This window comes from Micromonospora sp. C28SCA-DRY-2 (assembly GCF_030519475.1).
GTDB lineage: Bacteria > Actinomycetota > Actinomycetes > Mycobacteriales > Micromonosporaceae > Micromonospora.
The window spans coordinates 93,524-117,573 of sequence record NZ_JAUMKD010000009.1 but is presented as its reverse complement, the minus strand read 5'-3'; the positions used below and the strand labels follow the sequence as shown (position 1 = coordinate 117,573).

At 74.3% G+C, this 24,050-nt stretch carries 21 protein-coding genes and 1 pseudogene; 13 read left to right on the top strand and 9 right to left on the bottom strand.

Annotated elements, in window-relative coordinates; translation table 11 throughout:
* Nucleotides 1–30: 30 nt before the first annotated feature.
* The 5 genes from Q3W71_RS27840 to Q3W71_RS27820 all read left to right on the top strand — a co-directional run bounded on the left by Q3W71_RS27840 (nucleotide 31) and on the right by Q3W71_RS27820 (nucleotide 5,478).
* The gene (locus Q3W71_RS27840; RefSeq protein WP_302922433.1) at nucleotides 31–1,218 is read left to right on the top strand and encodes an FAD-dependent oxidoreductase; all 1,188 of its coding nucleotides are present in this window, start codon (nucleotides 31–33) and stop codon (nucleotides 1,216–1,218) included.
* 57 nt (nucleotides 1,219–1,275) lie between these two features.
* Nucleotides 1,276–1,725 (top strand): helix-turn-helix transcriptional regulator, encoded by a 450-nt coding sequence (locus Q3W71_RS27835; RefSeq protein ID WP_302922432.1) that lies wholly within the window; start codon nucleotides 1,276–1,278, stop codon nucleotides 1,723–1,725.
* A 5-nt stretch (nucleotides 1,726–1,730) separates the two neighbouring features.
* Nucleotides 1,731–2,141 carry a VOC family protein gene (locus Q3W71_RS27830; RefSeq protein ID WP_302922431.1) on the top strand — a complete coding sequence of 137 codons (411 nt, stop codon included), beginning with the start codon at nucleotides 1,731–1,733 and terminating at the stop codon, nucleotides 2,139–2,141.
* Nucleotides 2,142–2,206: 65 nt separating this feature from the next.
* On the top strand, nucleotides 2,207–4,600 hold the full coding sequence (locus Q3W71_RS27825) for an excinuclease ABC subunit UvrA (RefSeq protein WP_302922430.1): 2,394 nt from the start codon (nucleotides 2,207–2,209) through the stop codon (nucleotides 4,598–4,600).
* Between the two features lie 308 nt (nucleotides 4,601–4,908).
* Nucleotides 4,909–5,478 (top strand): VanZ family protein, encoded by a 570-nt coding sequence (locus Q3W71_RS27820; protein ID WP_302922429.1) that lies wholly within the window; start codon nucleotides 4,909–4,911, stop codon nucleotides 5,476–5,478.
* On the opposite strand, the gene Q3W71_RS27815 is transcribed toward Q3W71_RS27820, so the two are convergent.
* Nucleotides 5,369–6,703 carry an MFS transporter gene (locus Q3W71_RS27815; RefSeq protein WP_302922428.1) on the bottom strand — a complete coding sequence of 445 codons (1,335 nt, stop codon included), beginning with the start codon at nucleotides 6,701–6,703 and terminating at the stop codon, nucleotides 5,369–5,371. The genes Q3W71_RS27820 and Q3W71_RS27815 overlap by 110 nt on opposite strands.
* 107 nt (nucleotides 6,704–6,810) lie before the next feature.
* On the opposite strand from Q3W71_RS27815, the gene Q3W71_RS27810 reads away from it, so the two are divergent.
* Nucleotides 6,811–7,434 carry a TetR/AcrR family transcriptional regulator gene (locus Q3W71_RS27810; RefSeq protein ID WP_302922427.1) on the top strand — a complete coding sequence of 208 codons (624 nt, stop codon included), beginning with the start codon at nucleotides 6,811–6,813 and terminating at the stop codon, nucleotides 7,432–7,434.
* A gap of 96 nt (nucleotides 7,435–7,530) precedes the next feature.
* Nucleotides 7,531–8,868 carry an acetyl/propionyl/methylcrotonyl-CoA carboxylase subunit alpha gene (locus tag Q3W71_RS27805; RefSeq protein ID WP_302922426.1) on the top strand — a complete coding sequence of 446 codons (1,338 nt, stop codon included), beginning with the start codon at nucleotides 7,531–7,533 and terminating at the stop codon, nucleotides 8,866–8,868.
* 79 nt (nucleotides 8,869–8,947) lie between these two features.
* On the opposite strand, the gene Q3W71_RS27800 is transcribed toward Q3W71_RS27805, so the two are convergent.
* The 6 genes from Q3W71_RS27800 to Q3W71_RS27775 all read right to left on the bottom strand — a co-directional run bounded on the left by Q3W71_RS27800 (nucleotide 8,948) and on the right by Q3W71_RS27775 (nucleotide 14,463).
* Complete coding sequence (locus Q3W71_RS27800; protein WP_302922570.1) at nucleotides 8,948–10,129, bottom strand: ABC transporter permease; 1,182 nt, start codon at nucleotides 10,127–10,129, stop codon at nucleotides 8,948–8,950.
* Between the two features lie 62 nt (nucleotides 10,130–10,191).
* Nucleotides 10,192–10,887: an ABC transporter ATP-binding protein gene (locus tag Q3W71_RS27795; protein WP_302922425.1), complete on the bottom strand. Its 696-nt coding sequence runs from the start codon at nucleotides 10,885–10,887 to the stop codon at nucleotides 10,192–10,194.
* Entirely contained in the window at nucleotides 10,884–12,005 is a 1,122-nt protein-coding gene (locus Q3W71_RS27790) for a peptidoglycan-binding protein (RefSeq protein ID WP_302922424.1), read from the bottom strand. The genes Q3W71_RS27795 and Q3W71_RS27790 overlap by 4 nt, the downstream gene beginning before the upstream one ends.
* Nucleotides 12,002–12,619 carry a hypothetical protein gene (locus Q3W71_RS27785; protein ID WP_302922423.1) on the bottom strand — a complete coding sequence of 206 codons (618 nt, stop codon included), beginning with the start codon at nucleotides 12,617–12,619 and terminating at the stop codon, nucleotides 12,002–12,004. Before Q3W71_RS27785 ends, Q3W71_RS27790 begins: the two co-directional genes overlap by 4 nt.
* Nucleotides 12,620–12,688: 69 nt before the next feature.
* Nucleotides 12,689–13,927 carry a sialidase family protein gene (locus Q3W71_RS27780; RefSeq protein WP_302922422.1) on the bottom strand — a complete coding sequence of 413 codons (1,239 nt, stop codon included), beginning with the start codon at nucleotides 13,925–13,927 and terminating at the stop codon, nucleotides 12,689–12,691.
* Entirely contained in the window at nucleotides 13,924–14,463 is a 540-nt protein-coding gene (locus tag Q3W71_RS27775; RefSeq protein ID WP_302922421.1) for a SigE family RNA polymerase sigma factor, read from the bottom strand. Before Q3W71_RS27775 ends, Q3W71_RS27780 begins: the two co-directional genes overlap by 4 nt.
* Nucleotides 14,464–14,674: 211 nt before the next feature.
* Here Q3W71_RS27775 and Q3W71_RS27770 point away from each other — a divergent pair, with 211 nt between their 5' ends.
* The gene (locus tag Q3W71_RS27770) at nucleotides 14,675–15,595 is read left to right on the top strand and encodes a hydroxymethylglutaryl-CoA lyase (RefSeq protein WP_302922420.1); all 921 of its coding nucleotides are present in this window, start codon (nucleotides 14,675–14,677) and stop codon (nucleotides 15,593–15,595) included.
* A gap of 54 nt (nucleotides 15,596–15,649) precedes the next feature.
* Here the strand turns inward: Q3W71_RS27770 and Q3W71_RS27765 are convergent, their stop codons facing one another.
* Nucleotides 15,650–15,988 carry a rhodanese-like domain-containing protein gene (locus Q3W71_RS27765; RefSeq protein ID WP_302922419.1) on the bottom strand — a complete coding sequence of 113 codons (339 nt, stop codon included), beginning with the start codon at nucleotides 15,986–15,988 and terminating at the stop codon, nucleotides 15,650–15,652.
* Between the two features lie 34 nt (nucleotides 15,989–16,022).
* Between Q3W71_RS27765 and Q3W71_RS27760 the strand changes: the two genes are divergently transcribed.
* The 4 genes and pseudogenes from Q3W71_RS27760 to Q3W71_RS27745 all read left to right on the top strand — a co-directional run.
* Nucleotides 16,023–16,664 (top strand): TetR/AcrR family transcriptional regulator, encoded by a 642-nt coding sequence (locus tag Q3W71_RS27760; RefSeq protein ID WP_302922418.1) that lies wholly within the window; start codon nucleotides 16,023–16,025, stop codon nucleotides 16,662–16,664.
* A 290-nt stretch (nucleotides 16,665–16,954) separates the two neighbouring features.
* On the top strand, nucleotides 16,955–18,487 hold the full coding sequence (locus Q3W71_RS27755; RefSeq protein WP_302922417.1) for an acyl-CoA carboxylase subunit beta: 1,533 nt from the start codon (nucleotides 16,955–16,957) through the stop codon (nucleotides 18,485–18,487).
* A 101-nt stretch (nucleotides 18,488–18,588) separates the two neighbouring features.
* A complete protein-coding gene (locus tag Q3W71_RS27750) occupies nucleotides 18,589–19,743 on the top strand; it encodes an acyl-CoA dehydrogenase family protein (RefSeq protein ID WP_302922416.1) in 1,155 nt (384 codons plus the stop codon).
* Between the two features lie 201 nt (nucleotides 19,744–19,944).
* Nucleotides 19,945–22,461: pseudogene (locus Q3W71_RS27745) on the top strand (helix-turn-helix domain-containing protein); the annotation flags it as partial.
* Between the two features lie 331 nt (nucleotides 22,462–22,792).
* Here Q3W71_RS27745 and Q3W71_RS27740 read toward each other — a convergent pair.
* The gene (locus Q3W71_RS27740) at nucleotides 22,793–23,302 is read right to left on the bottom strand and encodes a MarR family winged helix-turn-helix transcriptional regulator (RefSeq protein WP_302922415.1); all 510 of its coding nucleotides are present in this window, start codon (nucleotides 23,300–23,302) and stop codon (nucleotides 22,793–22,795) included.
* A gap of 102 nt (nucleotides 23,303–23,404) precedes the next feature.
* On the opposite strand from Q3W71_RS27740, the gene Q3W71_RS27735 reads away from it, so the two are divergent.
* A complete protein-coding gene (locus Q3W71_RS27735; RefSeq protein WP_302922414.1) occupies nucleotides 23,405–23,986 on the top strand; it encodes a YceI family protein in 582 nt (193 codons plus the stop codon).
* Nucleotides 23,987–24,050 lie beyond the last annotated feature (64 nt).

Below are 24,050 nucleotides of genomic sequence, written 5' to 3'. Positions count from 1 at the left end.
GTTGGCATCGATGGTGACGGAGGTGCGGTCATGCTGCCCACGAGCACGGACGTCCTGGTGGTGGGGGCCGGTCCGACCGGGTTGACCGCCGCGCTCACGCTGGCCCGGCGCGGGGTCCCGGTGACCGTCGTCGACCGGCTGGAGCGACCGCCGGTCACCTCCCGGGCGGCCGTCGTGCACGCGTACACGCTGGAGGAGCTGGACCGGATCGGGGCCGCCGCCCCGCTGGTCGCGCGCGGGCTGCGGTCGCCGGGGTTCACCGTGCGCGACCGCGACCGGGTGCTGCTCACCGTGCCGTTCCGCACCCTGCCGTCGCCGCACGCCTACGCGCTGCTGGTCTCCCAGTCGGTCACCGAGGAGGTGCTCACCGGGCAGCTCGCCGCGCTCGGCGTGACCGTGCTGCGGCCCTACCGGGTGACCGGGCTGGCGGTCGACGCGGGCGGCGCGACGGTCACCTTCGAGGGCGCGCCGAGCGTGCGGGCCCGCTACCTGGTCGGCGCGGACGGCATGCGCAGCCTCGTACGGGAGCAGGCCGGCATCGGCTTCTCCGGGCCGGAGACCGGCGCGGAGTCGTTCGCCCTGGCCGACGTCCGGGTGACCAGCGCGCTGCCGCGCGACCAGGTGTCCCTCTTCCTCGCCCGCTCCGGCCCGCTGGTCTGGGCGCCGCTGCCGGACGGGGTGGTCCGGCTGGTCGCCGCGGTGGACGAGGCGCCCGCCGACCCCGACGCCGGGTACTTCCAGGCGCTGCTGGACGAGCGGGGGCCGGCCCGGCGACCGGACCGGGTGGCGGAGGTGCTCTGGAGTTCCCGGTTCCGGCTGCACCACCGGATCGCCGACACCTTCCGGGCCGGTCCGGTGCTGCTCGCCGGCGACGCCGGGCACGTGCACAGCCCGGCCGGCGGGCAGGGGATGAACCTCGGCATCGTGGACGCGGTCGACCTCGGCGGCACCCTCGCCGACGTGCTGGCGGGTGGCCCCGAGACGCTGCTCGACGGGTACGCGGCCCGGCGCCGGCCGATGGCCGAGGCGGTGGTGGGTTTCGCCGACCGGCTGACCCGGCTGGCCACCCTGCCGCCGTCCCGCCGGCCAGCCCGGAACCTGCTGTTCCGGCTGATCTCGGTGCTGCCGCCGGCCCGGCACCGGGTCGCGCTGCGCCTCTCCGGGCTCGACCAGCGCGCCCGGGGCGCCCGGGGCGCCCGCCCGGCGGCGCGGCGGTAGCGGCGGGCCGCGTGGCCAGCCTCGCAACTCCGGCCGTGACGTGGCACGATTTCCCAGGTGACCAGCAAGGCCGACCGGGAGCAGCACCTGCGTGACCTGGCACGGCTGCGCCGCGTCCGCGACCGGATCGACCGGGAGTACGCGCAGCCGCTGGACGTCGGCGCGCTCGCCCGCGGCGTCAACATGTCCGCCGGGCACCTCAGCCGCCAGTTCCGGCTCGCGTACGGCGAGTCGCCGTACAGCTATCTCATGACCCGGCGCATCGAGCGGGCGATGGCGCTGCTGCGCCGCGGTGACCTCAGCGTCACCGAGATCTGCTTCGCCGTCGGCTGCTCGTCGCTGGGCACCTTCAGCACCCGGTTCACCGAGCTGGTCGGCGTGCCGCCCAGCGTCTACCGGGTGCGGGCGGCCCGGGCCACGGCGGGGATGCCGCCGTGCGTGGCGAAACACGTGACCAGACCGGTCAGGAATCGAGAAGCGCCGGCCCGCGAGCCGCAATTAGCGTGACCGGCATGGACATCAAAATTCACGCCAGCTTCCTCCCGCACACCGACCCGGACGCCTCCCTGGCCTTCTACCGCGACATCCTCGGTTTCGAGGTCCGGGGTGACGTCGGGCACGCCGGGATGCGCTGGATCACGGTCGGCCCGGCCGGCCAGCCCGACACGGCCATCGTCCTGCATCCGCCGACCGCGACCCCCGGCCTCACCGAGGAGGAGCGCCAGACCATCCTCGAAGTGATGGCCAAGGGCACCTACTTCGGCGTCAACCTGTCCACCACCGACCTCGACGGCACCTTCGCCAAGCTGGAGTCCAGCGGCGCGGAGGTGGTCCAGGAACCGACCGAGCAGCCGTACGGCGTCCGCGACTGCGCGTTCCGCGACCCCGCCGGCAACGAGATCCGCATCCAGCAGCTGCGCTGAGCCCGGGCCGGGCGACACCGGCGACCACCGGGCAGGCCGCCACCCTAGTTACCGATGGAGACACGATGAGCAGGGCCACGAGGACGGACACCCGAGCGCCGGAGCGGCAGGTCGCGGACAGCCACGACCTGATCCGGGTGCAGGGCGCGCGGGAGAACAACCTCAAGGACGTCAGCGTCGAGATCCCGAAGCGCCGGCTGACGGTGTTCACCGGCGTCTCCGGCTCGGGCAAGAGCTCCCTGGTGTTCGGCACGATCGCCGCGGAGTCACAGCGGATGATCAACGAGACCTACAGCGCGTTCGTGCAGGGCTTCATGCCGTCCCTGTCGCGGCCCGAGGTCGACGTGCTCGACGGCCTGACCACCGCGATCATCGTGGACCAGGAGCGGATGGGCGCCAACCCCCGCTCCACCGTCGGCACCGCCACCGACGCCAACGCGATGCTGCGCATCCTGTTCAGCCGGCTCGGCCAGCCGCACATCGGCTCGCCCAACGCCTACTCGTTCAACGTCCCCTCGGTGAAGGCGAGCGGCGCGATCACCGTCGAGCGCGGCGAGGGCAGGACGAAGACCGAGAAGGCGACCTTCCACCGCCTCGGCGGCATGTGCCCCCGCTGCGAGGGCATGGGCTCGGTCAACGACTTCGACCTGTCGGCGCTCTACGACGAGACCAAGTCGCTCAGCGAGGGCGCGCTCAAGGTCCCCGGCTACAGCATGGACGGCTGGTACGGCCGGATCTTCAGCGGCAGCGGCTACTTCGACATGGACAAGCCGATCGGCAAGTTCAGCAAGAAGGAGCTGCACGACCTGCTCTACCGGGAGCCCACCAAGATCAAGGTCGACGGCATCAACCTGACCTACGAGGGCATCATCCCCAAGATCCAGAAGTCGATGCTCGCCAAGGACGTCGACGCGATGCAGCCGCACATCCGCGCGTTCGTGGAGCGGGCGGTGACCTTCACGACCTGTCCCGAGTGCGACGGCACCCGCCTGAGCAAGGAGGCGCGGTCTTCGAAGATCAACGGGAAGAGCATCGCCGACGTCTGCGCCATGCAGATCAGCGACCTGGCCGACTGGATCCGCAAGCTCGACGAGCCCTCGGTGGCCCCGCTGCTCGCCCGGCTCCAGCACCTGCTCGACTCGTTCACCGAGATCGGGCTGGGCTACCTCTCGCTCGACCGCCCGGCGGGCACCCTCTCCGGCGGCGAGGCCCAGCGGACCAAGATGATCCGCCACCTCGGCTCGTCGCTCACCGACGTCACGTACGTCTTCGACGAGCCCACCATCGGGCTGCACCCGCACGACATCCAGCGGATGAACGAGCTGCTGCTGCGGCTGCGCGACAAGGGCAACACAGTGCTGGTGGTCGAGCACAAGCCGGAGACCATCGCGATCGCCGACCACGTCGTCGACCTCGGCCCCGGCGCCGGCACGAACGGCGGCACCATCTGCTTCGAGGGCACGGTGGAGGGCTTGCGGGCGAGCGACACCATCACCGGCCGCCACCTCGACGACCGGGCGAGCCTGAAGAAGTCGGTGCGGACGCCCTCCGGCGCGCTGGAGGTCCGCGGCGCGTCGACGCACAACCTCCAGAACGTCGACGTCGACATCCCGCTCGGCGTGCTCTGCGTGCTCACCGGCGTCGCCGGCTCGGGCAAGAGTTCACTGATCCACGGCTCGGTCGCCGGCCGCGACGGCGTGGTGGTGATCGACCAGGGCGCGATCCGCGGGTCGCGGCGCAGCAACCCGGCCACCTACACCGGGCTGCTCGACCCGATCCGCAAGGCGTTCGCGAAGGCCAACGGCGTGAAGCCGGCGCTGTTCAGCGCCAACTCCGAGGGCGCCTGCCCGGCCTGCAACGGCGCCGGGGTCATCTACACCGACCTGGGCGTCATGGCCACCGTCGAGTCGGTCTGCGAGGAGTGCGAGGGGAAGCGGTTCCAGGCGGCGGTGCTGGAGTACACCCTGGGCGGCCGCAACATCGCCGAGGTGCTCGCGATGTCGGTGACCGAGGCCGAGGAGTTCTTCGGCGCCGGCGAGGCGCGTACGCCGGCCGCGCACACCATCCTCGACCGGCTCGCCGATGTCGGGCTCGGCTACCTCAGCCTGGGCCAGCCGCTCACCACGCTCTCCGGCGGCGAGCGGCAGCGGCTCAAGCTGGCCACCCAGATGGCCGAGAAGGGTGGCGTCTACATCCTCGACGAGCCGACCACCGGCCTGCACCTCGCCGACGTCGAGCAACTGCTCGGCCTGCTCGACCGGCTGGTCGACTCCGGCAAGTCGGTGATCGTCATCGAGCACCACCAGGCCGTCATGGCGCACGCCGACTGGATCATCGACCTCGGCCCCGGCGCCGGTCACGACGGTGGCCGGATCGTCTTCGAGGGCACCCCCGCCGACCTCGTCGCGGCCCGCTCCACCCTCACCGGCGAGCACCTCGCGGCCTACGTCGGCGCCTGACCCGCCCCCGGCCCGATCGCGGAGCCGGGCCGTCGGAGCGATCCGGCGGCCCGGCGGCGGTCGGGCATGCGCGTCCGCGCCGGTGGACCGGGCCCGCTGGTCCCAGCGGGCTGGTGCGCGGGAGGCGCACGCGTCCGGTGAGGTGGTCGCTGGCTGACGGTCCGGATCGACGCCCACCGCGGGACGCTCGGCGGGCAGGGCACCCGGGGCCTGTTCCGGCAGGTCGGGTTCGCCGGCGCCGCGCCGGACTGGCGCCCCGCGCTGGTGGTGGGCTGACGCACCGCCGGCCGGACCCCTAGGCTGCGCCGATGGGGCAGGTGTGGCGCGACTGGGGCGGCGTGGTGCTCGCCACGCTCGCCGGGCTGCCGGTGTTGGTCCTGGTCACCGCAGGGCTGGCCCGGCACCGGCGGGACGCGGCGAGCGTCGGTGAGCGCTGGCGGCGCAGCGTGGCCGAGGTGGGCCCGGTGGCGGGCACCCTGCCCTGGGTGTGGATGATCCTCACCCCGCGCGACGCGTCCCGCGAGGTCGACCTGGTCCCGCTGCGCGACCTGGTCGACCTGCTCTCCGGGCCGGCGACGACCGCCGTGGTCCAGGTCGTCGGCAACCTGCTGGTCTTCGCCGCGCTGGGCTTCTTCGCCCCGGTACGGCTGCCCGCGCTGGCCGGGGTCGGCCGGCTCTTCCTGCTCGGCGCGGCCGGCTCGGTGCTGGTCGAGTCGCTCCAGTACGCGCTGGACCTCGGCCGGGTCTCCTCGGTCGACGACGTGCTGCTCAACGCGACGGGTGCGGCACTGGCCGGGCTGCTGTCCCGTCGCTGGTGGGCGGGGCGGCGGGCGGCGGCGGGGCGGCCGGTCGCAGCACCCGCCACGCCGCGAGGGTGACCAGCGCGAAGATCGCCGCCACCGCGGCCGCCACCGGCGTGGTGCCGTACGCCGCCCCGACCAGCCCGGCCAGCGCCGCGCCGAGCGGAGCGGTGAGCAGCCCGACCACCCGCTGCGCCGCGCCCACCCGGCCCAGCAGGTCGGCCGGCACGTGGCGCTGCCCGTACGACACCCAGAGGCTGTTCCACACGGTGCTGCCGGCGGCGAAGACGGCCAGCGCGAGCGCGCCGGTCACCGGGTGCCGGGCCAGCGCGAACGCGGTCAGGGCCAGGGTCTGCGCGGCGAGCACCACCCGCAGGGCGGCCGGGGTGCCGAGCCGGTCGGCCAGCCGGCCCGCGCCGAGCGCACCCGCCACCCCGCCGAGGACGGCCGCCGCGGCGAACCCGCCGTACCCGGCCGGCGGCACCCGCAGCACGTCGAGCGCGTAGAGCACCAGCACCGCCATCAGCCCGCTGATCGCCAGATTGCTCGCCGCGGTCAGCACGGTGATCCGCCACATGGTGTGGTCGCCGCGGAGCCACCGCACCCCGTCCGCGGCCTCCCGCCACACCGATCCCCGCCCCCGCCCCTCCCCCGCGATCTTGCACTTGTAGCCCCCCTTTTGTGACCCTAAGCCCGTTTTGCCGGGGCGCAAAGCGCAAGATCGCGGTGAGGGTGGGACTGAGGGGGCGAGGACGAGCAGGGCGGCGGCGAGGAAGGTCAGGGCGTCCAGGGCGAAGGGTAGGGGGGCGGCGGCGGTGAAGAGGACGCCGGCGGCGGGGGCGCCGAGGAAGCCGCCGACGACCGCCGTACCGGCCTGCAACCGGCCGTTGGCCCGGGGCAGGGCGGCCGGCGGCACCACCGCCGGCAGCAGCGCGAACGCGGCGGCGTCGAAGAGCGTGCCGAGCGTGGCGAGCAGGAACGCGACCAGCAGCAGCGCGGCCACCCCGGCCCGGTCGACGGCCACCGCGACGGCGAGCCCGCCCACCACGGCGGCGCGCAGCCCGTCCGCCACCGCCATCGTCCGGCGCCGGTCCCAGCGGTCCGCGTACACGCCGCCGAGCAGGCCGAACAGCAGCGGCGGCAACTGGGCGGCGACGGTCACCGCGGCGATCACCCGCGGGTCCCGGGTCAGCGTGGCGGCCAGCAGGGCCAGGGCCGGCGTCCGCAGGGCGTCGCCGAACCGGGACGAGACGGCGGCGGACCAGAGCAGGTGGTAGTCGCGGCCGAGCCGGGGTGCGGTCATGCCGGGGACCCTGCGGGCTCGACCGGGTCGAGGGTCAACCCGGGAGTGACCCAACCGACGGGTAACCGAGCCTCCACGTGGTGCGGCGTGCGGTCTACGCTTGCCCGGTGACGGTGGAGCAGCAGGCACGGGGCACGAACGTTGCTGCGGGGTCGGGTCGGCGCCGGTCCCGCAAGGACGAGATCCTGGAGATCGCGGTCGGTCTCTTCGCCGCGCGGGGCTACCACGGCGTCTCGATGGACGACATCGGCGCGGCCGCCGGGGTCACCGGCCCGGCGCTCTACCACCACTTCGCCGGCAAGGAGGCGATGCTGGTCGCCGCGCTGATCCCGGTCAGCGAGGGGCTGCTCGCCGGTGGCCGGGAGCGGTCCGCGGGCCACCCCGACGACCCGCGCGCCGCGCTGGAGTCGTTGATCGACTTCCACGTCGACTTCGCCCTGGCCAACCCGGCGGTGATCGCCCTGCACCTGCACGAGCTGGACCGGCTCCCCGACGAGCCCCGGCGCCGGATCCGCCGGCTCCAGCGGCTCTACGTCGAGGAGTGGGTGACCGTGCTGACCGCGCTGCACCCCGGGATGCCCGACGGCGAGGCGCGGGTGCTGGCCCACGCCGCGTTCGGCCTGATGAACTCCACTCCGTTCCTCGGCGGCGAGGTGGACCGCCGCCGCCGGGCCGAACTCCTCCGCGGCGCCACCCTGGCCGCGCTGCTGGCCCCCACCCCTCCCGCCTGACTCCCCCCCACTCCCGCTTGGGGTGGGGGGCTCGTGGGGGGTTCGGGTGGCGTGGTTCGCTGTCAGCGTCCCAATCCCTGGACACCGGGAGGAAGCATGATCGAGTCGCTGCTGGTCGCCAACCGGGGCGAGATCGCCCGCCGGATCATCCGTACCGCCAGGCGGCTCGGCGTCCGCGCGATCGCCGTGCACTCGGAGGCCGACGCCGGCCTGCCGTTCGTGACCGAGGCCGACGAGGCGGTCTGCGTGGGTCCGGCGAACCCGGCCCAGAGCTACCGCAACGTGGAGGCCATCCTCGCCGCCGCCAAGTCGACCGGCGCGCAGGCCGTCCACCCCGGCTACGGCTTCCTGTCGGAGAACGCCGACTTCGCCCGTACCGTCGAGGCGAGCGGGCTGATCTGGGTCGGGCCCGGCGCGGACGCGATCAGCGCGATGGGCGACAAGATCAACGCCCGGAACCTGATGGCCGCGGCCGGCGTGCCGGTGGCGCCCGGCACCACCGAGCCGGCGGCCGACCTGGACGCGGCGGCCGCCGCGGCGGCGGAGATCGGCTACCCGGTGATGGTCAAGGCCGCGGCCGGCGGTGGCGGCATGGGCATGGGCGTGGCGAACGACGAGGCCGCGCTGCGCACCGAGTACGACAAGGTGCGCTCGTTCGCCGAGCGGATGTTCGGCGACGGCTCGGTGTTGATCGAGCGGTACTTCCCCCGGGTGCGCCACGTCGAGGTGCAGATCCTCGGCCTGGCCGACGGCCGGGTGGTGGCCCTGGGCGAGCGGGAGTGCTCGGTGCAGCGGCGCAACCAGAAGCTGGTCGAGGAGTCGCCGTCGCCGGCGGTCTCGCCGGAGCTGCGCGAGCGCTTCCTGGCGGCGGCCGTGCGGGCCGGCGAGGCGGTCGCCTACCGCAACGCGGGCACCGTGGAGTGCTTGCTCGATCCGACCACGCAGGAGTTCTTCTTCCTGGAGATGAACACCCGGCTCCAGGTCGAGCACCCGGTCACCGAGCAGGTCTACGGGGTCGACCTGGTCGAGGAGCAGCTGCGGGTCGCCGCCGGGCTGGCCCCGACCTTCCACCCGGACGCGCTCGCGCCGCGCGGGCACGCCATCGAGCTGCGGATCAACGCCGAGGACCCGAAGCGCTTCCTGCCCGGACCGGGTGCGATCAGCACCTGGAACGAGCCGGCCGGCGAGGGCGTACGGGTCGACTCCGGCTACGTCGCCGGCAACACGGTCACCCCGTTCTACGACAGCCTGATGGCGAAGCTGATCGTCAGCGGCGCCACCCGCGAGGAGGCGTTGCGGCGGGCCCGCGCCGCGGTGGCCCAGTTCGAGGTCGCCGGCCCCAAGTGCAACCTCCCCTTCTTCGCCGAGCTGCTGGAGAACGAGGAGTTCCGCTCCGGCGACTACGACACCGGCATCGTCTCCCGCATGCGCTGACCCGGTCTTCGCGTCGATCGAGAGGTTGGCGGTGCGCGTGGCTCGTCGCCGCCAACCTCCTCGATCGACACCGGTTCCGTCAGGGGCCGGCCAGGGCCACGGTGGGTGGGAGGCGACTGGCGCGGATCGCCGGAAGGAGGCCGGCGCCCGTACCGACCAGCACCGTCGCGCCCAGGCCGCCGACCATCGCCCAGGCCGGCACCACTGTGGGCCATTCCTGGCTGTACGCGTACAGCGCGGTGATCCCCGCTCCCAGCAGGGTGCCGCCGACGCCACCGAGGGCGGAGAGCAGCAGCGCCTCGGCGAGGAACTGGACCCGGATCTGGCCTCGGGTGGCGCCCAGTGCTCGCCGTAGCCCCACCTCCGCCCGGCGTTGCAGGATGGAGATCACCATCGTGTTGGCGATGCCGACGCCGCCGACGAGGAGCGCGACGGCGCCGAGACCGAGCAGCAGCCCGTTGAGCGCGGTGTCGGTAGCCTGCCGGGCGGCCAGCGCGTCCGAGGGGCGGGACACGACCACCTCCTCCGGCGCCGACGGGTTGGCGGTCCGCCCCAGCACCGCGCCGACCGCCTCGACGTGGCTCTCCGCCGTGCGGACGTAGACCCGGGTCGGCCGGCCGTCGAACCGGAGGTAGGTCCGGGCCGCGGGCCACCCCACCAACGCGGCCGAGTCCAGTTCCTCGGCCAGCGGCACGGGCGCGAGCACGCCGACCACGGTGAACCACTCGCCGCCCAGCCACACGCGTAGCCCGACCCTCGGTACGTCGAGCCGCCGCGCCGCGGTGGTGCCGAGGACGACCGTCGGGTATTCCGCCGTCGCGGCGGTGAACCAGGAACCGGAGCTGACAGTCGCGCCGACCGTGTCGAGCAGTTCCGGCTGGGCGGCGAGCACCGAGATGCTGCCGGTCTGGCCGGGCGGCACCCGGTCGTTGCGGTAGACGGCCTGGTCGACGGCGCCAGTCGCGCCGACCGACTCCACCGGCCCGATTCGGGCGATCATGCCCACCGACTGTTCGGGTAGGACCGCCCTCTCCCCGGCCAGGGTCTTTCCCGGCGCCACGGTGAGCAGGTTGGTGCCGAGCCGGTCCAGGGTCCGATCCAACTCGGCCCGGCTGGAGGTGGAGATGCCCACCACGGCCAGCATCGCGGCGATGCCGATGGTGACGCCCAGGGCGGTGAGCGCGACCCGGAGCGGGTGGGTCCGCAGCCCGACGGAGCCCACCCGCGCGATGTCGGCCGGGGAGAGCCGCCCCGGTCGCAGCTTCCCGGACCCACCCGGGGTCGGCGGGATGGTTCCGGGCGCCCCGCCGCCGGAGCGCCCGGTCACGCCGGCACCGCCGGTGTCCGGGCCGAATCGTGCACGACCAGACCGTCCCGCAGCACGACCCGGCGCGGCAGGCCGGCGGCGACCTGCTGGTCGTGGGTGATGACCACGACGGTGGTGCCCTGTTCGTGCAGGCCGCGCAGCAGCGCCAGCACGGACGCGCCGGCGGCGGAGTCGAGGTTGCCGGTCGGCTCGTCGGCGAGCAGCACCGCCGGTTCGCCCACCACGGCCCGGGCGATCGCCACCCGCTGCCGCTCGCCCCCGGACAACTCGTGCGGCCGGTGGTCGAGCCGGTGGCCGAGACCGACCCGCCGCAGCGCTGCCTCGGCGCGCCGCCGTCGCTGTTTCAGCGGTACGCCCGCGTAGAGCAGCCCGTCGGCCACGTTGTCCAGCACCGGCATCCCGGCGGCCAGGTGGAACTGCTGGAACACGAAGCCGATCCGGGTCCCACGCAGGGCGGACAGCTGTCGGTCGGTGAGGGCCGAGACGTCGTGCCGGTCGATCCGTACCGTGCCGGACGACGGCCGGTCCAGCGTGCCGATCAGGTGCAGCATGGTCGACTTGCCGGAGCCGGACGGGCCGACGACGGCGACCAGTTCGCCGTACCCGATGCGCAGGTCGACCCCGCGCAGCGCCGCCACCCCACCCGGATAGATCCGGGAGACACCCGCCAGCTCGATGACGTACCCGCTCATCCCGGCACCCCCACCAGCAGCCCTTCGGCCAGTCCCTCGCCCTGCACCTCGACCCGTCCCTCGGCGAACAGTCCCGCCCGCACCGGCAGGATCCGGGTGCCGCCGGGCCCGGTGACCTCGACGCCGTAGCCGCCCTCCGCCAGGGCGAGCAGCGCGTCGACCGGCACGGTGAGCACCATCTCGCGCTGCTGGGCGAGGTACCGGACGTCGACCGGCGCGTCGGTCAGCCCGCCCAGCGCCCGCTGGTCGGCGACGGCGATCGTGACCTGAACGGTGGCCGAGCCGGTGCCGGGCCGTTCCGCGTCGACCGGTCCCTGGCCGCCCGCCGCCGCGGCCGGCGGGCCCACCGACGTGACCTTCCCGGCGACCGAGGCGCCGGTCGGCAGGGTCACGGTGACCTTGGTGCCCTTCTTCGCCCAGGTCGCCTCGCCGGCGCTGGCGGACACCGTCACCACCCGGGTGCCACCGGTGTACGCCAGCACGGTGCCGGTCGCGCTCGCGCCGACGGGCACCAGCCGCTGGGAGATGCGGAGCGCGCCGGGGGCGTAGATCACCCGCTCCCGGTCCACCGTGCCGGTCTGCGGTATCCCCAGGTCCTTCTGCCAGCGCTTCACCGCATCGGCGGTGCTCGTGGAGAAGATGTCGTCGACGGTGAATCCGCGGTAGCCGAGGGCCGCGAGATTGCGTTCGAACTGCCGCACGTCCGAGCCCCGCACGCCGGTGGTCAACGGCCGGTACATCGGCAGGGCGCCGTACAGCAGCACCACCGGTTGCTCGTCGGCGCGCAGCAGGGCCTCGCCGCGCCGGACCGTGGCCCCCGTCTCGGGCAGCCAGGTCACCGTGCCGGCGGCCAGCGAGGTGAGCGGGGTGGCCGCGCCGTACCCCAGCTCGCCGGCCAGCGCCACGGACCGGACCAGGGTCTGCCGGGTGATCGGGGCGGTCGCGGCGGGCCCGGTACGGGTAGGTGGCGGGGCGTCGCCGCGACCGCCCAGGCCGAGGGTCGCCGCGCCGGCCAGCGTGAGCGTCACCAGCGCCAGGCTGGCCCCGGCGGCGGCTCGGAGCCGCCGCCGTGCCGGTCGGCGCCGGGTCACCTCGGTCCGGTCCATCGGGTCGCTCATCCGCGGCCGGTGGCGTGGGGGTCGGGCGTGGTCGACGGTTGCCCACGAAGCACCGGCTCGCAGATCTGGCCGGCCCGGCGCTGGGCGGCCGCCTGCTGCTCGCTGACCGCCGGGCCGCCGTTGTCGTCGTCCTGGGGCCAGTGGCCGTCGGGGCCCGGGTCCGGGAAGTCCGCGATTCCGTTCTCACGCATGCACCCGGCGTACGCCCGCCGGTGCCCGATCTCCTCCGCGGTCAGCGCCGACGGCTTCTCCTCCGCCCCCTCCGGAACCGGCACGTTGTACTTCGCGCAGGCCCGCTGGGCCTCCAGCCACTTCGGGTCACCCTTCTTCGGGACACCGGGCGCCCGCAGGTCGACTCCGCCCCGGGCATCCGGGTCCGGCACCTGGAAGCCTCTCTCGCGCAGGCAGGCGACCCACTGGCGCCGCGCCTCGACGTACTGGGCGACGACGCCCGTGGCGGCCGACGCCGACGGCTGGGTGCCAGGGCCGCCGGCGGTGGCGACCGCCGGTGGCTGGTCCTCCGCGCCGCAGGCGGCGAGCGCGACGACCAACGCGGTGGCCCCGAGGCCGACGAACCACGAGCGTCGGCGGCGAGGCGGCATGGAGTAGATCATGACTTTTCCCATCTTTTCGGGGTGACCAGGGCGCGGCGCATCGCCGATCGCCCGCTGAGGGTGTGGGTGCTAGCGGTGGGTCACCGGCGACCAGCGCCAGCCGTCGGTGGAGCCGTACAGGGTGCCGTCGGCGTCGGGGGCGTAGAACCAGCCGTCCGGCGCGCGGCGGACGGCTTCGGCGCTCTTCGGCAGCCCGTCGAGTTCGACGGCCCGGTACGCGTCGCCGTCCCTGGCCGCCCAGTAGCGGCGCACGTCGCCGTCCCGGCCGTTCAGCAGTTGGGTGAGCACGTGGGTGCCGTCGGCGGTGACGAAGGAGCCGGTTCCGGCCAGCCCGTCCGGCAGGCCGGCGGTGGTCAGCCGCTGCCACCGCGTGCCGTCGGCCCGGTAGACGGTCCGTAGGCCGTCGACGGAGACCACCGCGTAGGCCGTCGCCGTCCCGGTCACCGCCAGCATGGGCGGCTCGCACCTCTGTTCCGGGCAGGCCGGCGCGTCGGTGAAGACGTGCGTGGACCAGGTGCGGCCGGCGTCGGTGCTCGTCGACACGGCGGGCTTGCGGGTCGTCGGGTCGGTGCCCGCGATCCGGAGCCGACCGGCCGACTCCTCGATCCGTAGCTCGTCGGTCCGCCTGTTCAGCGGGGGCTGCGCTGCCAGCCGCCCCACCCCGCCGGTCGTCGGGTCCACCGCGTGCAGGACGCACGGCTGGTCGGCCCGAGCGGACCAGCAGATGGCCACGCCACCGTCCGGTACGGCTTCGGCCGTGCCGGTGGACGGGGCGGCGGCCCAGGTGCGACCGCCGTCGAGGCTGGCAAGGAGGGCCGTTCCGGCGGCGGACCGCGCGTCGGGTGCGGTCGTGATCAGGGTGTCGGGGCCGACGACCGTCAGCGCGTCGGGGGCGATCGGGGCGCCCCGGTCGCTCCAGGTGCGGCCGCCGTCGGACGAGCGGACCACGGCGACGGTCTGCTTCCGGCACGGTTCGTCGGCGCAGTGCGACAGGGCCAGGTAGAGGTGGTCCCGGTCGGCGGCGCCGGCCCACCGGATCCGGCTTCCGGTCGCCGGATCGGGATTCCCGGTCGGGGTCGCCGGACCGTCGAGCGGCGGGCCGTCGACCGACGGAGGCACCGGCGCCAGCAGGTTCACGGCGGCGACGGTGACCAGGGTGAGGGCGGCGGCCCCGGCGACGGTCGTCGCCGCGCGTCGCCGACGGTGCCGGCGACGGCCGGCGTCGTACACCTCGTTCGCCGTCAGTAGGCCCGAGGGCCGCGCGGGCGAGCCCGCCGCATCCTCGAAGAGCTCACGCAGCCCGGTCATGCCCTTCCCTCCATGGCGCCGGTGAGGCTCGGAACGGCGTCGCCGAGAAGTTGGCGCAGCGTCGCGAGACCGCGTGCCGTCTGGCTCTTGACCGTGCCCTCGGAACACTTCAGCGCGGCAGCCGTCTCGGCCACGTCGAGCCCCTGGTAGAACCGGCAGATCAGGGTCACCCGCTGGCGCGGTGGCACCTGGTTCAGCGCCTGTGCGAAGGCCACCCGGCGGGCCGTCGTCTCGGCGTCGTCGTCGGGGCCGGCCACGTCGGGCGGCTCGGCGACGGTCCGCTCGCGGCGCCGCCACACTCGCCTGGTCTCCGACAGGTACGCCCGGATCAGGCAGGTGCGCAGGTAGGCGTCCACGGCCTGCGGATCGCGGATCCGGTGCCAGTTCGTGGCGAGCCGGATGAAGGCGGCCTGCGCCAGGTCGTCGGCCCAGTGCCAGTCGCCGCACATCAGGTAGGCGGTACGCCGCACCAGCTCACGCCGGGCCGCGAAGTATTCGCTGAACCGGCGTCGCTCCTCGTCCTCGTCGCGTCGCATCCCGCTCCCTTCACCGGTAGGTGCTCAACGCGAGGCCGACCGGTTGCACGGGTGGGCGATGTATTTTCCCGCCGCCGCCGCCGCCGCCGACGGTGGGTCGGGGGTCGGCGTGGTTCCCGGCGCGTGCGGCACGCCACCTCGCGTGGGCGGGGTGCGGGTGGGAGGCTGGGAGGACCCATCACGTAAGACCGTCACAGTGAGGTGACCCCTTATGGCGGAACTGCCGGACTTCGTCTCCATCCGGGAGGTCGGGCCCCGCGACGGGCTCCAGAACGAGGACCCGATCCCGACCGACGCCAAGGTGCGCCTGCTCGACGCGCTCTCGGGCACCGGTGTGCGGCGGATCGAGGCGGTGTCGTTCGTGCACCCGAAGGCGATCCCGCAGATGGCCGACGCCGACGAGGTGTGGCAGCGGGCCACGAAGGCCGAAGGGGTGCGCTACTCGGCGCTGGTCCCGAACACCCGCGGCGCGCAGCGCGCCCTGGCCGCCGGGTTCACCGAGATCGAGGTGGTGGTCTCGGCCAGCGACACGCACAACCGGCGCAACGTGAACCGCTCCACCGAGGAGTCGTTGGACGACATCGCCGAGCTGATCGACCTGCTGCACGGCGCCGGTGCGCAGGCCGAGGTGATCATCGCGACCAGCTTCGGCTGCCCGTACGAGGGGGACACCGACCCGGCCCGGGTGGCCGCCATCGTGGACCGGGTGGTCCGCGACGGCGCGGACCGGGTGGCGTTCGGCGACACCACCGGCATGGGCACCCCGCGCCGGGTCCGCGACCTGCTGACCGCGGTACGCGACCGCAACGCGCACATCCCCGTGCTGCTGCACTTCCACAACACCCGGGGCACCGCGCTGGCCAACATGCTGACCGCGCTGGAGCTGGGGGTCACCGAGTTCGACGCCAGCGTCGGCGGCCTCGGCGGCTGCCCGTACGCGCCGGGGGCCAGCGGCAACCTGGCCACCGAGGAGGCGGTGCACATGCTGCACGACATGGGCATCGACACCGGCATCGACCTGGACGCCCTGATCGAGGTGGCCGAACTGGCCGAGGAACTGGTCGGCAGGAAGCTCCCGTCCGGCGTCCTGCGCGCCGGCCCGCGTACCCGGCTCACGCCGCTGCCGGCCTGACCGGTCGACGGGGGGTGCGCGACGGCTCGCGTACCCCCCGCCGGCCGGGTCCGGTCAGCGGACGAGCGCGCCCGATTCGGTGGGCAGGCCCGCGGCCACCCAGTCCTCGATGCCCTCGGCGTACTTGCGCACGTCGGTGTAGCCGAGCGCGGTGAGCCGGTCGGCCACCCGGCCGCTGTTCGGGCAGGACGGGTTCGAGCAGTAGGTGACGATGGTGGCGGCGCGGTCCGGCAGCAGCTCGCGGGCCCGCTCGGCCACGTCGGCCTCGACCAGCGGCAGCGCGCCCGGCAGGTGCTGCCGGGCGTAGTACTCGCCGCCGAGGGCGTCGACGACGGTGACGGTGCCGGCGTCGATGGCGGCCCTCAGGTCGTCCCGGGTGATCCGAATGGTCATGGCAACCTCCAGGTAAGTGGACTAGAGTCCGGTTATGCCTCGGAACGATAGCGGACCGCAGTCCGTTTATGCCACCCCGCCGGCCGAACTGCTCCAACTGCGCGCGGCACCGCCACGCGAACGGGCGGACGCGGCACGTAACCGTGCCGCGGTGCTGGCGGCGGCCGCATCCCTCTTCCGGGAGCGCGGGGTCGAGGCCGTGTCGATGGACGCCGTCGCCGCCGAGGCCGGTGTCGGCAAGGGCACCCTGTTCCGGCGGTTCGGCGACAAGGCCGGTCTCGCCACCGCGCTCCTCGACGAGCAGGAACGCGCACTCCAGGAGGCGATCCTGTTCGGCCCGCCGCCGCTCGGGCCGGGTCCGGCCGACGCGCCGGCGTCCGCCCGCGACCGGTTGTCCGCCTTCGTCGACGCCTACCTGGACTACCTGCTCGCGCATCTCGACCTGGTCCGGATGTCCGAGACGGCCGCGCCCGGCGCCCGCTACCGCATCGGTGCGTACCGGTTCTGGCACCAGCACGTGGCCCTGCTCCTCGCCGGCCGCCCGGACCCGGCCGCCGACGCGCACACCGCGCTGGCCGCCCTCGCCGCCGACCACGTCCGCGCCATCCACGCCGAACTCGGCCCGAACCGCCTCCGCACCTCCACCCGCAACCTGATCACCGCCCTCCTGCCCTGACCCGCCCTCCTACCCCGACCCGCCCTCCCTCCCGCCACCCCCGCGATCTTGCACTTTCGGCCCTTGTTCTGCCCCATTTGCTCCCTATGCCGGGGCCGGAACTGCAAGATCGCGAGGATGCCAGGAGGGTGCGGCGAGGGGGCGGCGAGGGGGCGGCGAGGGGGTGGGCGGGCGTGGGGTGGGGGGTGTGGTGGGGTCGCCGGGACGCCGCCCGATGCGCTAGCCTAACGATCGTTCAGGTTGGTCGGTCCGCCATTGGGCGGCCGACCCCGGGGGGCGAGGGAGTCGGCGTGACGCTCGACGGTGAGGCACTGGAGCAGCTGCGCAAGCGGGCCCGGGCCGGCGGTGCGGACAAGTACCACGCGGCGAACGCCGCCAAGGGCAAGCTCTTCGCGCGGGAGCGGGTGGCGCTCCTGGTCGACGAGGGCAGCTTCGTCGAGGACGGCCTCTACGCCAACGCGATGGCCGAGGGGCTGCCGGCCGACGGCGTGGTCACCGGCACCGCCACCATCGACGGCCGCCCGGTCTGCCTGATGGCCAACGACTCCACGGTGAAGGCCGGCAGCTGGGGCGCGCGTACCGTCGAGAAGATCATCCGGATCATCGAGCGGGCCTACTCGACCGGCGTGCCCATGGTCTACCTGGTCGACTCGGCCGGCGCCCGGATCACCGACCAGGTCGAGCTCTTCCCCGGCCGGCGCGGCGCCGGCAAGATCTTCTGGAACCAGGTGCGCGCCTCCGGCTCGATCCCGCAGGTCTGCGCGCTCTTCGGGCCGAGCGCCGCCGGCGGGGCGTACATCCCGGCGTTCTGCGACGTGGTGGCCATGGTGGACGGCAACGCCAGCATGTACCTCGGCTCCGACCGGATGGTCGAGATGGTCACCGGCGAGAAGACCACCCTGGAGGCGATGGGCGGGGCCAAGGTGCACTGCGCCGAGTCCGGCGTCGGGCACTTCCTCTGCAAGACCGAGGCCGACGCCCTCGACGTGGTGCGGCGCTACCTGTCGTACCTGCCGGCGAACTGGACGCAGGCCCCGCCCGCCGCGGAGGCCGTGCCCGCACCGGAGAAGGCCGACCTGGCCGCGCTGGTGCCGGCGAGCGAGCGGCAGGCGTTCGACATGCGGCGGTACGTCAAGGGCCTGCTCGACGAGGGCAGCTTCTTCGAGATCCAGGCGCTCTGGGCCAAGGAGCTGACCATCGGCTTCGGCCGGCTGAACGGCGAGGTCGTCGGCGTGGTCGGCAACAACTCGATGTTCAAGGGCGGCGTGCTCTTCGTCGACTCGGCCGACAAGGCGACCCGGTTCGTGCAGCTCTGCGACGCGTTCAACGTGCCGCTGCTCTTCCTGAGCGACGTGCCCGGCTTCATGGTCGGCAGCGCGGTGGAGAAGCAGGGCATGATCCGGCACGGCGCCAAGATGATCACCGCGATCTCCGAGGCCACCGTGCCGAAGATCTGCGTGGTGGTCCGCAAGGCGTACGGCGCCGGCCTCTACGCGATGGCCGGCCCGGGCTTCGAGCCGGACGCCACCATCGCGCTGCCCACCGCCAAGATCGCGGTGATGGGCGCCGAGGCGGCGGTGAACGCGGTCTACGCCAACAAGATCGCGGCGATCGAGGACGAGGCCGAGCGGGCCGCCTTCGTCACCGCCAAGCGCGAGGAGTACGAGCGGGACATCGACATCGTCCGGCTCGCCAGCGAGCTGGTGGTGGACGCGATCGTCGAGCCGCACGAGCTGCGCGCCGAACTGGTCCGCCGGTTCGCCGCGGCACGGCACAAGGAACGGCACTTCTCCCGGCGCCGGCACGGCGTCACCCCGGTCTGACCCCGTCGCCGGCCGCACCCGGCCGGCGCGGGCCCACCCGCACCAGCGACCCGCCCGCCGGCGTCACGAGCGCCCGGTGGCCCGTCACACAGGAGGATTCCATGGACTTCCGGCTCACCGAGGAGCAAGAGGCGCTGCGGGAGAGCGTGCGGGAATTCGCCCGCGAGGTGGTCGCCCCGGTCATCGCCGAGCACTACGAGAAGCACACCTTCCCGTACGAGGTGATCCGGCAGATGGGCAAGATGGGGCTCTTCGGGCTCCCCTTCCCCGAGGAGCACGGCGGGATGGGCGGCGACTACTTCGCCCTCTGCCTGGCCCTGGAGGAGCTGGCCCGGGTCGACTCCAGCGTGGCGATCACCTTGGAGGCGGCGGTCTCGCTGGGCGCCATGCCGATCTACCGGTTCGGTACCGACGAACAGCGGGCGCAGTGGCTGCCGAAGCTGCTCAGCGGCGAGGCGCTCGCCGGCTTCGGGCTCACCGAGCCGGGCTTCGGCTCGGACGCGGGCGGCACCCAGACCCGGGCCGTGCTGGACGAGGCGACCGACGAGTGGGTGATCAACGGCTCGAAGGCGTTCATCACCAACTCGGGCACCGACATCACCGCCCTGGTCACGGTCACCGCGGTCACCGGCACCCGGCCGGACGGCAGCAAGGAACTCTCCACCATCATCGTCCCGTCCGGGACGCCGGGCTTCACCGTCGCGCCCGGCTACTCCAAGGTCGGCTGGACCGCCTCGGACACCCACGAGCTGACCTTCGACGACTGCCGGGTGCCGGCGGCCAACCTGCTCGGTGCGCGCGGCCGGGGCTTCGCCCAGTTCCTGCGCATCCTCGATGAGGGTCGGATCGCCATCGCCGCGCTCGCCGTCGGCCTCGCCCAGGGCTGCGTCGACGAGTCGATCAAGTACGCCAAGGAGCGGCACGCCTTCGGCCAGCCGATCGGGAACTACCAGGCGATCCAGTTCAAGATCGCCGACATGGAGATGAAGGCGCACACCGCCCGGCTGGCGTACTACGACGCCGCCGCCCGGATGCTCGCCGGCGAGCCGTTCAAGCGGCAGGCGGCCATCGCCAAGCTGCACGCCAGCACTGTCGCGGTGGACAACGCCCGGGAGGCCACCCAGATCCACGGTGGCTACGGCTTCATGAACGAGTACCCGGTGGCCCGGTTCTGGCGCGACTCGAAGATCCTGGAGATCGGCGAGGGCACCTCCGAGGTGCAGCGCATGGTCATCTCCCGCGACCTCGGGCTCTGACCCGCGCCGAGGGCCGCTGCCGCCAGCGTCACGCCGCCACCCCCGGCCCGGCCGCCACCAGTTCCGCGCCGGGGGCGGCGGTGTGCCGGGACGTGCCGATGCCGGGCACGGCGGCTCGGGCTGTCGGATTTCGGCGCGGCGGCGTCGGCAGCCCGACGCTCCGCTGCCGGCGGTCGCACCCCATCCGTACGCTTCCAGCCGATGAACGCGGACCGTGATCCAGCGCCGAGCTCCGGCCGCCCCAGCCTGGCGGAACTGCTGCGCCGGCACCGGCTCGCCGCCGGCCTCACCCAGGCCGAGCTGGCCGCCCGGGCCGGCGTCGGTGTGCGTACCGTCCGTGACCTGGAGCGGGGCCGCTCGGCCCGGCCGCAGCGGACCACCGTGGAGCTGCTGGCCGGCGCGCTGACCCTGACCGGGCCGGCCCGCTCAGCGTTCCTCGCCGCCGCCCGCCCGGCGGTGCCGGCCGACCCGGCCGGGGTGTCCGCCGACGCCGAGCCCGCCGACGCCGCCGCCGGCCCGAACGCCCTTCCGCCCCCGGTCGAGCTGATCGGGCGGGACCGTGACCTGGCCGAGCTGGCCGACCTGCTCGCCGACGAGCGTGGCCCGCGGCTGGTGAGCCTGGTCGGGCTGGCCGGCGTCGGCAAGACCGCGCTGGCCCTGGCGGCGGCCCACGCGGCGGCCGGCAGCCATCCCGCCGGGGTCGCCGGAGTGCTGATCGGGGAGGGCTCGGACGCGGGCGACGTGCTCGCCGCGTCGGTGGCCGTCTTCGGCGTCGCCCGGATGCCGGAACTCGCCGCCCGGCTCGACGGCCGGCCCGCCCTGCTGCTCATGGACGCGGTCGAGCGCGCGCCGGACGCGGTGGCCGAGGCGCTGCACCGGCTCGCCGCCGCCGTGCCGTCGCTGCGGGTGCTGGTCACCGGCCGGCACCCGGTGGGCGTCCCGGGCGAGCGGGTACGCCCGGTGTCGCCGCTCGACGTACCCCCGCCGGGCAGTGAGCGGGCCGGGCCCGCCGCGCTCGCCGGCTACCCGGCGGTGGCGCTCTTCACCGCCCGGCTGGCCCAGGTGCGACGCGAGCCGCCCCGCCCGATCGAGCTGCCGGCGCTGGCCGCGCTGGTCCGGCGGCTCGGCGGGTTGCCGCTGGCCATCGAACTGATGGCCGCCCGGGGCCGGATCCTCGACCTCAACGAGCTGCTCGACCGGTACGGCGACCGGGTCCTGGACCTGGCCACCGGGCCCGCGGGGCGGTCGGGCTGGGAGGTCGAGCCGGGCTGGCCGGAGGGCACCCGGGCGGCGGTGGCGATGACCCTGCGGGACGCGGTGGCGACCAGCTACCGGCTGCTCGCCGCGGACGAACGGGCGGCGCTGCGCCGGCTCGCCGTGTTCGGCAACCGGTGGTCGGTCGAGCTGGCCGAGGAGATGCTCGCCGACGAGGCAGACCGGGACGGCACGGTCGCCGTCGACCCGGTGCCGCTGCTCGACCGGCTGGTCGAGATCGGGCTGCTGAGCGTACGGGGCACCGGTTCGTTCCGGTTCCGGCTGCTCGACGCGGTCCGGGACTTCGCCATCGAGCAGGCCACCGGTTCCGGCGAGCTGACCGCGATCCGGCGCCGGCACGCCCAGGTGATCGCCCGGCTGGTGACCCGGACCGCACCGGACCTGGTCGGGGCGAACCTGCCGGCCGCCGTGCGCCGGCTGGACGAGGTGAGTGGCGACATCAGCTCCGCGCTCGCGCACGCCGCCGTCGACGACCCGCTGACCGCGCTGCGCCTGGCCGCCGGGCTGACCCGGTGGTGGCGGTTCCGGGGGCGGGACGTCGCCGGGCGGCAGTGGCTGTGCCGGCTGCTCGCCGACCCGCGCACCGCCGACGCCGACCCGGTGCTGCGGGCGTGGGCGCTGCTCGGCGTGGCCCGGCTCGCCGCCGAGCACGGCGGCGGCGCCGAGGAGCTGCCGGCGGCCCGGGCCGCGCTGGCCGCGTTCCGCGACGTCGGCGACGTGACCGGGGAGTTGGAGGCGCGCACCGTGCTCTGCGCGCTGCTGATCGCCACCGGCGGGCACGACGAGGGCCGCGAGCAGACCGAGGCGGTGTTGAAGCTGGCCGCCCGCAACGGCCGGACCCGGGACATGGCGGTGGCCCAGAACAACCTCGCCTGGCACGAGATCCGGGTGGGTGACCTGCCCGCGGCCCGGCGCCGGCTGGCCGCAGTCGACCGGCTCGCCGCCCAGGCCGGGGAGCCCCGGCTGCGGGTGCTGGCCCGGGCCAACCTGGCCGAGGTGGCCCGCCTCGCCGGCCGGTACGCGGACGCGGTCGACCAGGGCCGTCAGGTGGTGGCGGCGCTGACCGGGCTGGGTGATCCGGGACACCGGCGCCGGGTGCTCGGCACGGTCGGCCTGGCGCTCGCCCAGGACGGCCGGTCGGCGGAGGCGGACGAGGTGCTCGCCGAGCTGCGCTCGGCCCCGGCGGCGGGCTGCGGCTCGGGGCCGCGGCCGGAGGACGGCATCTGCGCGTTGATCGAGGGGAACCTGGCCCTGCACCGGGGTGACCGCGAGCTGGCAGCGGAGTGGTTCGCCGCCGCGGCGGAGGCCGGGGTGGACGGCCAGGACCGGCGGGACGTGGTGGAGGCGCTGGTCGGGCTGGCCGCCAGCACGGCCGACCACAGCGTGCTCGACCGGCTCGACCGGGTCTGCCGGGAGAGCGGCATCCGACTGCTGCCGCAGGAGGAGGGGCTGCTCTACGCGCTGGCCGAGGCGCGCAGCGGGGCGGCCGGGCCGGGCGGTGGGCCGGGTGCCGGGGACGAGCCGGTGGCGCGGGTGCCGCGGCAACGCGGGACCGGGGTGGCGCGGGCGAGGAAGCCCCCTGTTACCCCTCGCTCTTCGCCCGCGCCGTCACCCCCCGGTGGGTCCCCGTGGCAGGAAGATTAGCCACCGGGCCGAGGGACGCCCGTCCGGTTTGATCGACTATCTCCCGCTGCCGGCGGCAGTTCTGCCGGTCTTTCTGCCGGTGTCCGGTTCGGGGCCGGGCGGAGGTGCCGGTTCCGGCGGGCGGGCGGGCTCAGCAGCCGGTCGGCGCCGCCGCGGACTCCACCGGCAGCGTGGTGCTGCCGGCGGTGGCACCCGGGTGCACGGCGTCGCGTACCCGGCGCAGGCCGTCGAGCAGCGCGTCCAGCGCGGCCGGGTCGAGCTGGCCGGTGAACCACTGCTCGATGATGCGCAGGTGGCCGGGGAGCGTCTCGTCGAGCCGTTGCAGGCCGGCGGCGGTGACCACCGCGTACGAGCTGCGCCGGTCGGAGGGGCAGGCGCGCCGGGTGAGCAGGCCGTCGCGCTCCATCCGGTCCACCACCCGGGTGACTCCGCTGGTGGACAGGGAGGTCTGTGCGGCCAGGTCGGTCATCCGCAGTTGGTTGCCGGGTGAGCGGGCGAGCCGGGTCAGCACCTCGAACTCGACCGACGACAGGCCGTGCTCCTCGAACTGCGCGGAGAACCGGGCCGACAGCCCGGCATGCGCCTCGAAGAGCAGGCCGACGGCGGTGATCCGGGGGTCGTCGAACACGTTCTGGTTCACCCGTACATCCTAACAGTCCTTGACACGAGGAATATTGCTGCCGCTATAGTTGCTGAGGCAGTCGTTGGGCTACTAAACGATATCTCTCGGAGGGCAGTTTCCATGACCAGCAGCGTCGAACCGGTTACCCGCGACTGGGAGGGCCTCACCATCCCCACCGCCGGCACCTATGTGCTGGACGCGGCGCACAAGCGCGTCGGGTTCGTCGCCCGACACATGATGGTGAGCAAGGTACGCGGTGAGTTCGCCGACGCCGCCGCCACCATCACCGTCGCCGAGGACCCGATGCAGTCCTCGGTCACCGCCACCATCCAGGCGGCCAGCATCGACACCAAGCAGGCCGACCGGGACGCGCACCTGCGCAGCGCCGAGTTCCTCGAGGTGGAGAAGTTCCCCACCCTGGAGTTCCGCAGCACCGGCGTGAAGTCCCGCGACGGCAACGAGTTCGTCCTCCTCGGCGAGCTGACGGTCAAGGGCGTCACCCGGCAGGTCGAGCTGGAGGTCGAGTTCGAGGGTGTCGGCCGCAGCCCGTTCGGCCAGGACATCTTCGGCTTCTCCGCGAGCACCGAGATCGACCGCGAGGAGTTCGGCCTGACCTGGAACGTCGCCCTGGAGACCGGCGGCGTGCTGGTCGGCAAGAAGGTCAAGATCGAGATCGAGGGCGAGGCCGTCCGCCAGGCCTGATCCCCGGATCCGACGCACTCGGGCCCGTGCCGCACGCCGGCACGGGCCCGACGTCGTCCGTACC

Bases quoted from the DNA above. Each gene is read 5' to 3' on its own strand.
- Q3W71_RS27840 (WP_302922433.1), top strand. From the start codon at position 31: ATGCTGCCCACGAGCACGGACGTCCTGGTGGTGGGGGCCGGTCCGACC.
- Q3W71_RS27830 (WP_302922431.1), top strand. From the start codon at position 1,731: ATGGACATCAAAATTCACGCCAGCTTCCTCCCGCACACCGACCCGGAC.
- Q3W71_RS27825 (WP_302922430.1), top strand. From the start codon at position 2,207: ATGAGCAGGGCCACGAGGACGGACACCCGAGCGCCGGAGCGGCAGGTC.
- Q3W71_RS27820 (WP_302922429.1), top strand. From the start codon at position 4,909: ATGGGGCAGGTGTGGCGCGACTGGGGCGGCGTGGTGCTCGCCACGCTC.
- Q3W71_RS27815 (WP_302922428.1), bottom strand. From the start codon at position 6,703: ATGACCGCACCCCGGCTCGGCCGCGACTACCACCTGCTCTGGTCCGCC.
- Q3W71_RS27805 (WP_302922426.1), top strand. From the start codon at position 7,531: ATGATCGAGTCGCTGCTGGTCGCCAACCGGGGCGAGATCGCCCGCCGG.
- Q3W71_RS27795 (WP_302922425.1), bottom strand. From the start codon at position 10,887: ATGAGCGGGTACGTCATCGAGCTGGCGGGTGTCTCCCGGATCTATCCG.
- Q3W71_RS27790 (WP_302922424.1), bottom strand. From the start codon at position 12,005: ATGAGCGACCCGATGGACCGGACCGAGGTGACCCGGCGCCGACCGGCA.
- Q3W71_RS27785 (WP_302922423.1), bottom strand. From the start codon at position 12,619: ATGATCTACTCCATGCCGCCTCGCCGCCGACGCTCGTGGTTCGTCGGC.
- Q3W71_RS27780 (WP_302922422.1), bottom strand. From the start codon at position 13,927: ATGACCGGGCTGCGTGAGCTCTTCGAGGATGCGGCGGGCTCGCCCGCG.
- Q3W71_RS27775 (WP_302922421.1), bottom strand. From the start codon at position 14,463: ATGCGACGCGACGAGGACGAGGAGCGACGCCGGTTCAGCGAATACTTC.
- Q3W71_RS27770 (WP_302922420.1), top strand. From the start codon at position 14,675: ATGGCGGAACTGCCGGACTTCGTCTCCATCCGGGAGGTCGGGCCCCGC.
- Q3W71_RS27765 (WP_302922419.1), bottom strand. From the start codon at position 15,988: ATGACCATTCGGATCACCCGGGACGACCTGAGGGCCGCCATCGACGCC.
- Q3W71_RS27760 (WP_302922418.1), top strand. From the start codon at position 16,023: ATGCCTCGGAACGATAGCGGACCGCAGTCCGTTTATGCCACCCCGCCG.
- Q3W71_RS27750 (WP_302922416.1), top strand. From the start codon at position 18,589: ATGGACTTCCGGCTCACCGAGGAGCAAGAGGCGCTGCGGGAGAGCGTG.
- Q3W71_RS27735 (WP_302922414.1), top strand. From the start codon at position 23,405: ATGACCAGCAGCGTCGAACCGGTTACCCGCGACTGGGAGGGCCTCACC.